10 protein-coding genes are annotated in these 13840 nt (G+C 36.7%); all 10 read right to left on the bottom strand.

Features of this window, described 5'->3' with window-relative positions:
- Nucleotides 1-190 precede the first annotated feature (190 nt).
- The 10 genes from VCHSUH04_RS04810 to ispG all read right to left on the bottom strand — a co-directional run bounded on the left by VCHSUH04_RS04810 (nt 191) and on the right by ispG (nt 13823).
- Nucleotides 191-1429: a methionine gamma-lyase family protein gene (locus VCHSUH04_RS04810; protein WP_105085581.1), complete on the bottom strand. Its 1239-nt coding sequence runs from the start codon at nt 1427-1429 to the stop codon at nt 191-193.
- Nucleotides 1426-2355, bottom strand: a complete 930-nt coding sequence (gene miaA / locus VCHSUH04_RS04805; protein ID WP_105085580.1) for a tRNA (adenosine(37)-N6)-dimethylallyltransferase MiaA — start codon at nt 2353-2355, stop codon at nt 1426-1428. The genes VCHSUH04_RS04810 and miaA overlap by 4 nt, the downstream gene beginning before the upstream one ends.
- Nucleotides 2352-3164 (bottom strand): class I SAM-dependent methyltransferase, encoded by an 813-nt coding sequence (locus tag VCHSUH04_RS04800; protein WP_105085579.1) that lies wholly within the window; start codon nt 3162-3164, stop codon nt 2352-2354. Before VCHSUH04_RS04800 ends, miaA begins: the two co-directional genes overlap by 4 nt.
- Nucleotide 3165: 1 nt before the next feature.
- Nucleotides 3166-5229 (bottom strand): DNA mismatch repair endonuclease MutL, encoded by a 2064-nt coding sequence (mutL, locus tag VCHSUH04_RS04795; protein WP_105085578.1) that lies wholly within the window; start codon nt 5227-5229, stop codon nt 3166-3168.
- Nucleotides 5229-7862, bottom strand: coding sequence for a DNA mismatch repair protein MutS (gene mutS, locus VCHSUH04_RS04790; RefSeq protein ID WP_105085577.1), 2634 nt, complete (start codon nt 7860-7862; stop codon nt 5229-5231). Before mutS ends, mutL begins: the two co-directional genes overlap by 1 nt.
- 2 nt (nt 7863-7864) lie before the next feature.
- Nucleotides 7865-9181 (bottom strand): tRNA (N6-isopentenyl adenosine(37)-C2)-methylthiotransferase MiaB, encoded by a 1317-nt coding sequence (gene miaB / locus VCHSUH04_RS04785; RefSeq protein WP_060924636.1) that lies wholly within the window; start codon nt 9179-9181, stop codon nt 7865-7867.
- Between the two features lie 8 nt (nt 9182-9189).
- Entirely contained in the window at nt 9190-10065 is an 876-nt protein-coding gene (locus VCHSUH04_RS04780) for an Asp23/Gls24 family envelope stress response protein (protein ID WP_105085576.1), read from the bottom strand.
- Nucleotides 10066-10080: 15 nt separating this feature from the next.
- A complete protein-coding gene (locus VCHSUH04_RS04775; protein WP_233188272.1) occupies nt 10081-10890 on the bottom strand; it encodes a PHP domain-containing protein in 810 nt (269 codons plus the stop codon).
- Nucleotides 10891-11025: 135 nt separating this feature from the next.
- On the bottom strand, nt 11026-12744 hold the full coding sequence (locus tag VCHSUH04_RS04770; protein WP_105085574.1) for a proline--tRNA ligase: 1719 nt from the start codon (nt 12742-12744) through the stop codon (nt 11026-11028).
- Complete coding sequence (gene ispG, locus VCHSUH04_RS04765; RefSeq protein ID WP_105085573.1) at nt 12738-13823, bottom strand: flavodoxin-dependent (E)-4-hydroxy-3-methylbut-2-enyl-diphosphate synthase; 1086 nt, start codon at nt 13821-13823, stop codon at nt 12738-12740. The genes VCHSUH04_RS04770 and ispG overlap by 7 nt, the downstream gene beginning before the upstream one ends.
- Nucleotides 13824-13840 lie beyond the last annotated feature (17 nt).

Raw genomic sequence — 13840 nt, 5'->3', positions numbered from 1 at the left:
TTTTAATGATCTCTTGATCATAAAACTAATCAGGGTGAAAGCCTGACGTGTAAAACACTAGTTCGGTGTAAAAGTCCGAGTAGTATTGCTATGAAATTATAGCAACTTATATTATAGCCTAGAATTAGGTATATTGAAAAGATTTGAAATAAAAAGAATCCCTTTCTTATAACAAAAGGGATTCAAATGATTATCTATGTTTTAAAAGCTCTTCAGCGGCTCCTAGAATACCGAGCATGGAATGTTCAAATACTAAGCCACCTTGCATAAAAATCGTATACGGAGGACGAACAGGACCATCTGCACTCAATTCAATGGATGAACCTTGTACAAAGGTACCACCGGCCATGATGATTTTATCTTCGTACCCAGGCATATCGCCAGGAATAGGATGTACGTGAGCATCTACAGGAGAATATGCTTGCATACCTACACAGAAGTGCTCCATTTCTTCTCCATTTTTTAGATTAATAGCTTGAATTAAATCATAGCGATCAGCATTTACCTTAGGGAAGACATCATAGCCTAACAATTCACCTACTGCAGCCGTATATACAGCACCTTTAAGAGCTTGTAATACTACGTGAGGAGCCATAAATAAACCTTGGAAGAACAAGCGGTAACCAGGCGCATAAGAACCCATATGATCACCAAGTCCTGGAGCAGTGAGTTGGTACGCTGCATCTTCAACTAAGTCTTCACGACCTACGATATAGCCACCTGTTGGCGCTAATCCACCCCCTGCATTCTTAATAAGAGAACCAGCCATAATATCTGCACCTGCTTCTAAAGGCTCTTGAAGCTCTGTAAACTCACCATAGCAATTATCTACAAAACAAATCGTATTAGGATTTTTAGCTTTTACAGCATCTACAATAATTTTAATATCAGCAATAGATAATGGTTCGCGCGTACTATAACCACGAGAGCGTTGAATCACGACCACACGCGTATTATCATTAACAGCATTAGCAATGGCATCTACATCATAAGTATTATCCTTCAAAGGTACCTCAGTATAGGTAAATCCTTTTTCTACAAGAGATCCACGCACCTCACGAGATGCACCGATAACAGATTGCATCGTGTCGTAAGGAGCCCCTACTGCATAGATAAATTCAGTCCCTTTTGAACCATTCCCCATTAAAGAAATCAAAGTTGTTGCTAGTGCATGTGTGCCAGAAACAAAATGTGGCCTAACGATGGCTTTTTCACCTTTAAATACATAGGCGAATACTTCGTCTAACTTCTCACGGCCCACATCGTTATAACCATATCCAGTAGTACCTGTAAAATGATAATCAGAAACTTGGCATTCTTTAAATGCTTCTAATACCTTTTTTGTATTGGCCAATGCAATAGGTTCAAACTTTTTAAATTCAGGTTCAGCCATCTCGAGGGCTTTACTACGTATTTCTTCTAATGTCATGCTAATCCTTCTCTACGGATTAATTCCATAGCTTTATTAAATATAAAATCTTTAGATATATTATTATCAATATGAATCCATTCAATATATGGCATACGCTTATACCAAGTGATTTGTCGCTTTGCGAAATGACGAGTATTTTTCTTGATCAAATCTCTACATTCATCAAGGTTAATAGTGCCATTTATATAGTCTACAACCTCTTTATAACCAATCCCTTTAAAGGCTTGGCAATCAGGATTTACACCGGACTTAACAAGTTGCTCAACTTCTTCAATTAAACCTGCATCAAACATCATATCAACGCGTAAATTAATGCGTTCATATAACTGATCACGATCTCTCATAAGACCAATAACAGGCCCTTTATAAGATACACCATCTTTTGTTTGATTACGTAACGAATCTACATCACCATGATGCAATATTTCAATAGCTCGATACAAACGATGCTTATCACTATATTGAATTTCTATATTATGTTTTGTTCCTAAGGTGAAAGCATATTCGCGTAAACCATCAATACCTTTAGCATTAAATAGCTCATCTAGTTCTAATCGTAAACTTTCATCAGGCTTAACGTCATTAAAGTTATAGTTCTCTAATAATGATTGAACATATAACCCTGTACCACCAGACAAAATAGGTAGAATATTTTTGTCTTTTAATCTACCAATTATCTCTTTAGCTTGATGTTGGAAAATAGATACTGAATATGAATCATTTGGTTCTAATATATCGATAAGATGATGCTTCACACGGTTAAGTTCATCCGCCGATGGTTTAGCGGTACCAATATTGAGTTGTTTATATACTTGATAAGCATCACCAGAAATAACCTCAGAATGTAGCTGTTCTGCTAAGTTCAAGGTAAGATCTGTTTTGCCTACCGCCGTTGATCCAACGATGGTAATTAAGGGATTCACATTAACTCCTTCATATATACACCATAGCCTATACGACTATATTTTCCGCCCACCCATTGATGAGGTGGATAGTTTTGAAAGACCGAACTAAATGGTCGTTCTTTAATAATAACACCATAAGTGGCGACACGCATAGCCTGTGCCATGATTTTATCATCTATACGACTTTCCACTGTATGTCCCCGAAGAGGTTTGAATTGAGGACTTTCCTCTACAGGAACTTCAAACATAGGATCAAAATAAATAATATCAATACTATTGTCAGGTAGGTTTGGTAAATAGTGCTCAAAGGTATCATGATTTACTATAATACGTCGCAATACATTCGTCACACTATCATCACTATGAATATAATGAGCTAAACCATAACTAGTGGCAAGCCATATAGGTAAAGAACCTTCTAGGCCAGTTATTTGAGCCTGTGGGTAACCATAACTCACTACAATACTGTCACTACCAAGTCCAATTGTACAGTCTAAAAACGTAAATCTATCTCTATTAGATAATCCTTTTTTATCTAATATGACATGTACCGCATTAACGAGATGATCGCCTTCACCGCGTTGTAAACGCAATATACGTAATTGAGCCATAGACAAATGAAAGGTATGTTGTTGATTTTCTGGGAAATGAATAGTTAATCCAGAACCAGCAAGAACCGCAATATATTCGCATTGATACTTACCGAATAAGGCTGGTATCGATGTTTTACCTCGTTTAATATATGTCATATGCATAGAGGAAGCCAGTGCTTTGGCTTCCTCCTGAATGACCTCATTAGATTTTTGAGATGTGGTTAGTATATTCATATTAAGACCGTAAGAATAATTTACCTAATTCATCAGGTGTAAACTTGATTATCGTTGGACGGCCATGAGGACATACGTACGGTTTCTCAGTACTAAATAAATCCTCAATTAAGGTAGTCATTTGATACATATTTAAATTATGACCTGCCTTAATGGCCCCTCTACAAGATGCATACGCTAGCATTTCATGACGTAACTGAGCCTTAGTAGGCTGTTGATGTTCATGTAAGTAAGAGAATACATACTGGAGAATTTCAAAAGCCTTTGACTCTACTAAATCTACAGGCGCCCCTACTAATTTTATTTTCGTAGGACCACCTAACTCTACATCAAAGCCAAGATCAAGTAAGGTTTCTCGTTCCTCTTCTACCAAATTCATTTCATCATCAGTAGCCTCGCTATATTGAGGAACTAATATAGATTGCATAGGAATGGATTCAGAAGACTTACAAAGCTTATCATAACGTACACGTTCATGAGCTGCATGTTGGTCTATTATGTAGAGATCATCACCCTTTTTAGCTAAAATATAACAAGAAGCGACTTGGCCCATAGGTAGGAAGCCAGAGTTTTGAATTGTTCGTTCCTCCACATCTTGTTCACGGATGTCATGAGATAAAGATTTAAAGCGTTCTATATCCTCTTTAGTATAACTAGTGTATTCCTTAGGAACAGCGTCAAAACTTTCATCTATAAAAGATGATTGTTCATAAGTAGCCTTTGGCGGAGGTGGCGTATATCCCTTAGCTTTAAGGTTCTCCACAAACTGTGTAGTTTCGCCACGCATGACTTCGTATCCTTTAGTACGGCGACTACCAAATACTTTGTCATAATCTACCGCAGTAGCTATATGCTCAGCAGACTGCATCTCATCTTGTACAACAGAAGGCGTTCTATACGAATCATACGTACTATTGCCATGATGAGATAAACTACCATATGAACTAGAATTAGTAACTGTAGCATTCCTGTTAGTATTTACGTCATTACTATTGGTTTCATTATTACGGAAATCAGCTCCATTATTAATTGTGCCATTCATATAAGAAGATGATTCTCGTTCGTATCGCTCATGTAGAGGATTATTCAAGGCGTTTAAAATACCATGATAAACAGCTTTAAATATAATCTTATCATCCGAGAATTTTACTTCACTCTTTCGTGGATGAACGTTAATATCAACCATACCAGCAGGTACAGTAATATTAAGTACCACTAAAGGATGACCGTTTTTAGGTAACAATGCATGGTAAGCATTATCGATAGCCTTCATTATTGTTTTATCGGAAATAACACGGTTATTAACGATAATAGTTTGCCAAATTCTTGTACTTTTTAGAAGTGTAGGTTTACTAACTACACCATCAATATAAATAGAGTCACTTTCATAAGCAACAGTGAAAATGTCATCCTTCGTTTTATATCCATATAATGCAGCTACCGTATCACCAATAATGCCGTTTCCAGGAGTAATAATAGCTACACGGTCATCTACGATGAGTTTAAAAGAAATATGTGGATTACTAAGGGCCAGTTTGCCTACAATATCTTGAATTTTAGAAGATTCGGTACGCTCTGTTTTCAAGAATTTGCGACGCGCTGGCGTATTATAAAACAAATCTTTAATTTCAATTGTTGTACCAGGTGCCGCACCATAAGGAATACAATCGGTGAAAGTACCACCATCTACGGTAATACGAGTGCCCAAATCAGAGTCAGCTTTACGTGTAGTCAAAGAAAAATGAGACACCGAGGCAATACTAGCCAAAGCCTCACCACGAAAGCCGAGGGATGCTATATCAAATAAATCCTCTACCTGTTGTATTTTAGAGGTAGCATGACGTAAAATTGCAAGGCGTGCATCTTCCTCTGTCATACCGATACCATTATCGGTAATCCTCATGTAAGCTACACCGCCATCGCCGATTTCAACCTCAATATTAGTGGCGGACGCATCAATGGAGTTTTCAATGAGCTCTTTAATAACTGATGCGGGACGTTCCACAACTTCACCAGCAGCTATCTTATTGATTGTGGTTTCATCCAATACATGAATGGTTGCCATTATTTCCCGCCTCCTTTACGAGCCTCCTCTTGTAGTTCATATAATTTATTTAATGCTTCAATCGGTGTCATACTCATTACATCCACTTCGAGTAAGCTATCGACTACAGAATGAGTAAATAAGTTACCTAGTGAAGAATCACTCACTTGTTTAGTAACTGGCTTCACTACATTATTAAGTTGAGCTCCCATAACACGATTATTTAAATCACTAGCATCATGACTTTGGTCTTCCAAAGATTCCAAAATTACCTCTGCCCGTTTTAATACAGAGTTCGGTAAGCCTGCCAATCTAGCAACATGAATACCATAGCTTCGATCTGCACCACCTTTAATAATACGGCGCAAGAAGGCAACATCCTTACCTTTTTCTTTAACAGCAACAGTGTAGTTTTTTAGTTTACTATAGCTATCTTCTAAACTAATTAGCTCATGGTAATGGGTTGCAAATAATGTCTTGCCGTGAATATGCTTACAAATATGCTCAACTACAGCTTGAGCGATACTTAAACCATCAAATGTACTAGTGCCACGACCAATTTCATCTAAGATAATTAAGCTGTTATGTGTAGCATTCTCTAAAATATAGGCTACCTCTTTCATTTCTACCATGAACGTACTTTGACCAGTAGAAATATCATCACTAGCACCTACACGGGTAAAGATGCGATCCACTGGAGAAATAGATGCTTCACGGGCAGGAATAAAGGAGCCTATTTGAGCCATAATCATCAAAATAGCCGCTTGACGCATATATGTTGATTTACCGGCCATATTAGGACCTGTAATGAGCAAGAATTCCTCATCATCATGATTTAAAACGATATCATTTGGTACAAAAACTTCACGCTTCAAGAATTTTTCAATTACAGGATGACGACCATCTCGAATATTGATTTGGCCATTCATTACGATGGTAGGGCAAATATAATTTTCTTCGTAACCTACTAGTGCCAAAGAACACAATACATCAAGCTCAGCAAGAGCACGAGCTGTTTCTTGTACATCTTTAATAACAAGTTTTATATCATTTCGTAATTGTTGATATAATTCATGCTCTAAAGCGATTATCTTGTCTTTAGCGCTAAGAATTTTGATTTCAAATTCCTTTAACTCAGGCGTAATATAACGCTCTGCATTAGCTAAAGTTTGTTTTCGAATAAAGTAATCAGGTACTTGTTCAGATTTACTATGAGATACTTCAAAGTAATATCCAAATACCTTATTATAACCAGTTTTAATTTTAGATAAACCAGTAGCCTCTTTAATATCAGCTTCCATCTTAGCTAGCCATTGCTCACTATTAGTAGCTAAAGAACGTAGTTCATCTAAATCTGGATTGAAACCATCTTTAATAACTCGGCCTTCTTTTAATGTCAATGCTGGTTGGTCAGCAATAGCACGACATAATAAATCATAAATGTCTTTATGATCTTGGATGCGGTCATTAATAGATGTTAATGCTAAACTTGAGCATGTACCTAATACATTTTTAATATCTGGCAATACTGCTAGAGATTCACGAAGAGCCGTTAAATCTCTAGGTGACACAGAGCCAGTTTCTACACGACCTACGATGCGCTCAAAATCATAAATACAATCTAATAAGCTACGGATATGAGACCGTTCAGCACCGCGTGTAATAAGTTCTGCTACGGCAGCTTGTCTACGTTGAATTTGATTTACATCAGTCAACGGACTTTCAAGCCATTGTTTTAATAGGCGCGCCCCCATTGGTGTCAATGTTCGATCAAGTACATCGAGTAATGTACCTTTTTGACCGCCATCACGTAAATTATGGGTAATTTCAAGATGACGTAAGGAAGATGTATCTAAGATTAGACGATTACCTACACTCAATTGATGTACATAGTTAATATGGGAAATTTCAGACTTAATAATATCCTCTAAATATAAAAGCATATACCCTAATGCTTCCCATACATCCTCTTCCATAAGGCCTAAATCACCAAAGTGAGTAACTGCTTTTTCCGCTACCTCTCGTTGTGTATGATATGTACTAAATGGAGATAATACAATATTGCTGAATTGATTATCCATAAAGTCTTTTATATCTTGCGGTAATACAGTTCCTTCAGGCAATATAATTTCACTTGGACGATACATACTGAGTGCATCAAACATATCACTTCGTTTTTCACAATCAGTAATACGATGCCAAATAACTTCCCCAGTAGATACATCTGAAAATACGAGTATCCATGCATCTTTTACCATATAAAATAATGATAAAAAATTGTTTGACCGTGCATCATTACCATTTTCAGTCATTACAGTTCCCGGTGTAATAACCTTAATAACGTCACGCTTAACGATACCCTTAACTGCTTTAGGATCTTCTAATTGTTCACAAATAGCAACTTTATAACCTTTTTTTACCAATGTTTCTATATAACTTTCAGCAGCATGAAAAGGAACGCCACACATTGGTGTGCGTTCCTCATCTCCTGTTGGGCGACCGGTTAAGGTTATATTAAGTTCACGAGATGCAATTAATGCATCATCATTAAATAATTCATAAAAGTCACCTAACCGAAAGAACAGTAATTCTTCAGAATATCTAGATTTAATATCTAAATACTGCTCCATCATAGGTGTTTGCTTTTTTGCCATACTTACCCCTTTTGTATTGTACCGTAGCAAACCCAAGTTTGTGCTTTATCAATATATGCAGGTACAGTTTCGCCAATTGATAAAGAATCGTCTTTCGGGAATAATACCATTTTATTTCCTGATGTGCGACCAAACCACATATCTTCATCACGAGGACTTGGCCCCTCTACAATAATATCAAACACTTGCCCTTCCATAGGTTTATTTAATTCATAAGAGATTTCATTTTGCACATCCATCAATGTTTGTAAACGTACGCGTTTAACCTCTTCTGGTACTTGATCATCCATAGTCGCTGCTGGCGTTCCAGAACGTTTGGAATAAATAAAGGTATACGCCATATCATAACGTACATCTTTTAATAATTGTAGTGTAGCTTGGAAATCTTCCTCTGTTTCACCCGGGAAACCTACGATAATATCTGTAGTAACTACTACATCTTTAATTTTCTCACGACAGTAAGAGAGTAATTCTTTATAATGCTCCACCGTATAATGACGGTTCATTTTCTTCAAAATACGGTCTGAACCAGATTGAATCGGTAAATGTAAATGAGTAACAATATTAGAAGATCGACCAAGAGCATCTATCATAGATTTAGTCATATCTTGAGGATGACTTGTCATATACCGAATACGTTCAATACCTGGAATACCATCAAGAGCGTCCACTAATGTACCAAAATCAGTACCATCTTTAAAATCTAAGCCATAAGAGTTTACATTTTGCCCCAACAAAGTAATCTCTTTAAACCCTTTTGCCCCTAGTTCGGTTACCTCTTTTACGATGGCCTCTACAGGACGACTAATTTCTCTACCACGAACGTGAGGAACGATGCAGTACGTACAGAACTTATTGCACCCATTCATAATAGGTACCCATGCATAAAAGGTACCATTAGGTTTTGCTTCCAATTCAGGTAACACGGAATTATCCATATCTACATTGATTTGGTGTGTATGACCTCGTTGTACCTCTTCAATCATTTCATTAATATGTTGAATATTATGAGTACCTAAGACAATATCAATATGTGGAGCGCGCTTAAACATTTCTGCTTGATTCTTCTGTGCCATGCATCCTGTAACAGCAAGAATTAAGTTTTTATTTTTTCTCTTCAGTCTCATTAGCTCACCTATGCGGCCATAGACTTTTGTTTCTGCATTCTCACGTACTGCACAAGTATTTAATAATATTAAATCTGCAGTTTCTACGTCCTCTGTTGGCGTATACCCAACAGATTCTAACTGATGCGATAAGCGCTCAGAATCAGCAGTATTCATTTGACAACCATAGGTGTAAATATAATAAGACTTCATTCTAACTCCTATACTTTAACAATCTTACGTTTTGTTTCTATAATATTTTTAACTTTTATGGACATCCGTTCTATAGACATGCCTGTAATGTATTCAATCTCATTGCGTACAGATTTTTGTACTTGCTGCATCAATGTTTTTACAGGATAACCATGTTCAATAACAACAGCCATATCTACAACGAGACCATTTTGGCCTTTATCACCTTTTTTGAAAGAAATAACACTAGACTCGTCAACACCAGCTACTTTTTTAAGGCCATTGCGAATCAATTTAATAATTACATCATCATCAAAGGTGAGTCGTCCATAATAGCTGAAAGCAGGGCGTACTACAGAACGTTCAAAGCCTTCTGACCCAATTTGCCCCAATGTATCTTGGTCTTGTTTTTTTAATGTACGTCGACGCCACATAGTTTTGATTGGATCAATTAAGTACCCTCTAAAGTGAGGTTTCAATTCCATCGTTGGAACTGGAATAATATGTTTACCTTCTTTTAGACGAGCATGTTGTGCCTTTTCAATTTCTTTAGGTGTAGCAACGTCCTCAATGCGAATATACCGATCAGGATCTTGCAAGCCTAATGCTTTAGTAATTTTCTTAACCATATTATCGGATGTACCAATAATCATAAGTTTATTAGGATTGATTTTATCTAATTGCTCACGTACTGATTTTACTTGCACTTCATCTTGGAAAATGGCACGACGAACAGCTTTTAATCGGCTAGATTCCTTCTTTGCAGAAAAGCCAGCTACAATCTTATTATCGTGAATTAAAATGCCATCATCGATAATACAATCAATATTATTTTCATGAGCAACTACGAGCGCACGATGGCTTTTACCAGTGCCACTACTACCTACAAATGCAACGACTTCCATAGTCAACCTCATTATTTATAACAAACTAATAAATTCTGATACATCATGTCCAGATACTAAATAATCACCAAAATTATCTGGTTCTTTTCCTGGAATTCCATGATAATCAGAACCACCAGTGATAAAAAGTTTATACTGTTTAGCTAACGCTTTGTATCGTTCTACATCTTCATCATTATGTTTTGAATGATACACCTCTATACCATCAAAATTAAAATCTAACATTTCTAGCACATATTCATCACTGGAAACTAATTTGGGATGTGCCATAACGGCAAAACCACCAGCTTTATGAATAATATCAATAATATGTTGAACCTCAACTTTTACCTTAGGCACATAGCAAGGACTGTTCTTACGTAGAATTCCTCTAAAGACTTCATTAACATCCTTAGCATATCCACCATCAATTAAAAGTTTACCAATATGTGGACGTCCATAAGCTTTAGTATCAGGAAATTGTTTGATTAATTCTTCTTTTGTAATATGATATCCTTCGCTATTACAGCGTCTTATCATTTCATCAACACGTTCTTCACGTTTTCCTTTAAAGAACGTAATAAAATCATTTAACTCTTTATTATTTTCATCAAAACAATATCCTAAAATGTGAATAGACTTATCTTTATAATCAGCACTAAATTCACAGCCGTTTATAATTTTAATCGTTTTATTAGGATCTAAATCTTGTTGAGCAGTACGCAATGCTTTTATGCCATCAATTTCATCATGATCAGTTAAAGCCATCATAGATAGATTACAATCTAAGGCATGACGCAATAATGCCTTTGGTGTTTCAATACCATCGGAATAAACAGAATGCATATGAAAATCTACAAGCATATAGTACCTCCCATTACAAATATCCTATCTTTTAATTATGACTGATTTAGTCTATTAATTCAAGTTAAGATAGAAAAATTGCGACCCTAATGAGTATTCACTAGAATCGCAATTTAATTATAAATCTTGAAGCAATTCAGTAACCTTAGTTGCTACAGAATCAATGGCACATGTAATGGTCTCTCCAGACTTACGAATTTGAATTTCTACTTCATTATTTTCAAGTGTATTTTTACTTACTGTAATACGAAGTGGATAACCAATTAAATCAGCATCCTTAAATTTTACACCAGCTCGATCTTTACGGTCATCAAGTAACACATCTACACCTGCATTTTGTAATGCAGTATAAATGGTTTGACTTGTGGACATCAATGCTTCGTCTTTAGCATTAATAGGTACGATAACAGCTTCAAATGGTGCAATAGAACGAGGCCAAATAATACCATTTTCATCGTGGTATTGCTCAATAGCTGCAGCTAATGTACGAGATACACCAATACCATAACAGCCCATAATCATTGGATTAGGACGACCGTTTTGGTCTAAGAATGTAGCTTGTAATGCTTCAGAATATTTTGTGCCTAATTTAAATACTTGACCAACTTCAATACCTTTGGCATGTTCTAAGGCACCACCACAAGTTGGGCAAACATCATCATCTGTAATTAAACGAATTGGTGCAACAATAATATCTTCTACATTAAAGTCACGTTTAGGGTTGATATTAACATAGTGCGCATCTTTTTTATTGGCACCGCCACAAACATTGTAAGTTTCCATAACAGATTCATCTACAACAATAGCAAACTCCTCTGTTTGTTTTAATCCTACTGGGCTGATAAAGCCAGCTGTTAAGCCAACTTTTTCTAATTCTTCAGGTGTAGCCATTTCTGGCTCTACAGAACCAAGTACAGCATGTTGTACTGCCACTTCATTAACTTCATGATCACCACGAACAATTGCTAATACCACTTTACCATCAATGGAGAATACTACAGCTTTGATAGTTTTATGTAGTGGTAAGTTCAACATTTCTGCCACAGCTTCAATAGTACTAGCATTAGGAGTATCTACAACGGATAATTCTTGCAGTGCTTCTTCTTCCTGTTTCATAATACCAGGTTTGCCAATTTCAATGTTTGCAGCATAGTCACATTTTGTACAATATACAATATCAGCTTCACCAGCTTCAGCAATTGCCATAAACTCATGTGTTCCACTACCGCCGATGGCACCACTATCAGCTTCTACAGGACGGAATGTAAGACCACAACGCGTAAAAATACGTGTATATGCATCATACATAGATTTATAAGATTCGTCTAAACCAGCTTCATCTACATCAAAAGAATATGCATCTTTCATAATAAATTCGCGACTACGCATCAAACCATAACGTGGACGACGTTCATCACGGAATTTACTTTGGATTTGATATAAATTTACTGGTAGTTGACGGTAGGAGTTAATCTCATTTTTTACAAGAGTTGTAATCATCTCTTCATGAGTTGGCCCCAAGCAGAATTCATTATCATGACGATCATTAATACGCATCATTTCTGCGCCATATGCGTTCCAACGGCCAGACTCTTTCCAAATTTCTGCAGGTTGTAAGATAGGCATCATAATTTCTTGAGCACTAGCACGATCCATTTCTTCACGTACAATGGCTTCAATTTTTTTGATACTTCTCCAACCCAATGGCAAAAAGCTATATAAACCATTTGCAGTTTTTCGCATAAAACCTGCGCGAAGCATAAGCTGTTGGCTAACTACATCAGCGTCAGATGGAACCTCCCGCAATGTAGGTGCATATAATTTAGTGGCTAACATAAAGACTCCTCATTTAAGTTTTCTAAATATTGATCAATTTCTCTAAATAATGTATCGACTAATTCAGCTTCTGGTACAGTCTTGATAACTTCACCCTTTCGGAAAACAATACCTTGACCATTACCACCAGCAATACCAAAATCAGCTTCACGAGCCTCACCAGGCCCATTTACAACACATCCCATAACAGCAACTTTAATTGGTGCTTTAATAGATGCTAAGCGCTCCTCTACAATTCCCGCCATGTCAAATAGATTGACTTGGCATCGGCCACATGTAGGGCAGGAAATCATTGTAGCACCAAAGTTGCGTAATCCCAAGTTACTTAAAATACTTCGGCCTACTTCTATTTCATGTATTGGGTCACCCGTTAAAGATACCCGTAATGTATCACCAATGCCGTCTAATAATAAAGCACCAATGCCCATAGCAGACTTGATGGTACCTTGTTTTATCGTCCCAGCCTCAGTAACACCTAAATGCAAAGGATAAGGAATCTTATCGGATAACTTACGATAGGCTTCTACCATTAAAGGAACTTCCGTTGCTTTAATGGATAATTTCATTTGGCGATAGTCGAGCTTTTCAAGAATTCGCACATGTTCTAATGCAGTCTCTACCATGCCATCTGCTGTAGGATGGCCACCATGAGCATCGAGGATATGCTTAGGTAAAGAACCAGCATTGACACCTATACGAATTGGAATTTGTTTAGGTTTAGCTTTTTCAATAACAGCTAACACTTTATCCTCTCCACCAATATTTCCTGGGTTAATACGCAATCCATCAACATTATTCTCAATAGCTTCTAAAGCTAATTTATAGTCGAAATGAATATCAGCAATTAAAGGAATATCGATACCAGCACGAACTGCTTTTAAAGCTTTTGCAGATGCCATTGTAGGTACTGCAACACGTACTAATTCACAACCAGCCTCAGCTAAGCGATTTATTTCAGCAATAGCCTTTTCCGTGTGAACCGGATCAGTGGTAATCATTGATTGAATGCTTACCGGTGCATAATCACCTATTTTAACTGTACCTACATAGATACCATTTGTTGGTTTACGTACAATCATTGTAATCTCCCATCTAT

It is taken from the genome of Veillonella sp. T14073-2 (genome assembly GCF_002959875.1).
Taxonomy (GTDB): Bacteria; Bacillota; Negativicutes; order Veillonellales; family Veillonellaceae; genus Veillonella; species Veillonella infantium.
This window is presented reverse-complemented; position numbering and strand designations above follow the sequence as displayed.

What these genes read in the sequence shown, in the direction of transcription:
- VCHSUH04_RS04810 (WP_105085581.1), bottom strand. Translation starts at nt 1,429, where the DNA reads ATGACATTAGAAGAAATACGTAGTAAAGCCCTCGAGATGGCTGAACCT.
- VCHSUH04_RS04800 (WP_105085579.1), bottom strand. Translation starts at nt 3,164, where the DNA reads ATGAATATACTAACCACATCTCAAAAATCTAATGAGGTCATTCAGGAG.
- mutL (WP_105085578.1), bottom strand. Translation starts at nt 5,229, where the DNA reads ATGGCAACCATTCATGTATTGGATGAAACCACAATCAATAAGATAGCT.
- mutS (WP_105085577.1), bottom strand. Translation starts at nt 7,862, where the DNA reads ATGGCAAAAAAGCAAACACCTATGATGGAGCAGTATTTAGATATTAAA.
- miaB (WP_060924636.1), bottom strand. Translation starts at nt 9,181, where the DNA reads ATGAAGTCTTATTATATTTACACCTATGGTTGTCAAATGAATACTGCT.
- VCHSUH04_RS04780 (WP_105085576.1), bottom strand. Translation starts at nt 10,065, where the DNA reads ATGGAAGTCGTTGCATTTGTAGGTAGTAGTGGCACTGGTAAAAGCCAT.
- VCHSUH04_RS04775 (WP_233188272.1), bottom strand. Translation starts at nt 10,890, where the DNA reads ATGCATTCTGTTTATTCCGATGGTATTGAAACACCAAAGGCATTATTG.
- VCHSUH04_RS04770 (WP_105085574.1), bottom strand. Translation starts at nt 12,744, where the DNA reads ATGTTAGCCACTAAATTATATGCACCTACATTGCGGGAGGTTCCATCT.
- ispG (WP_105085573.1), bottom strand. Translation starts at nt 13,823, where the DNA reads ATGATTGTACGTAAACCAACAAATGGTATCTATGTAGGTACAGTTAAA.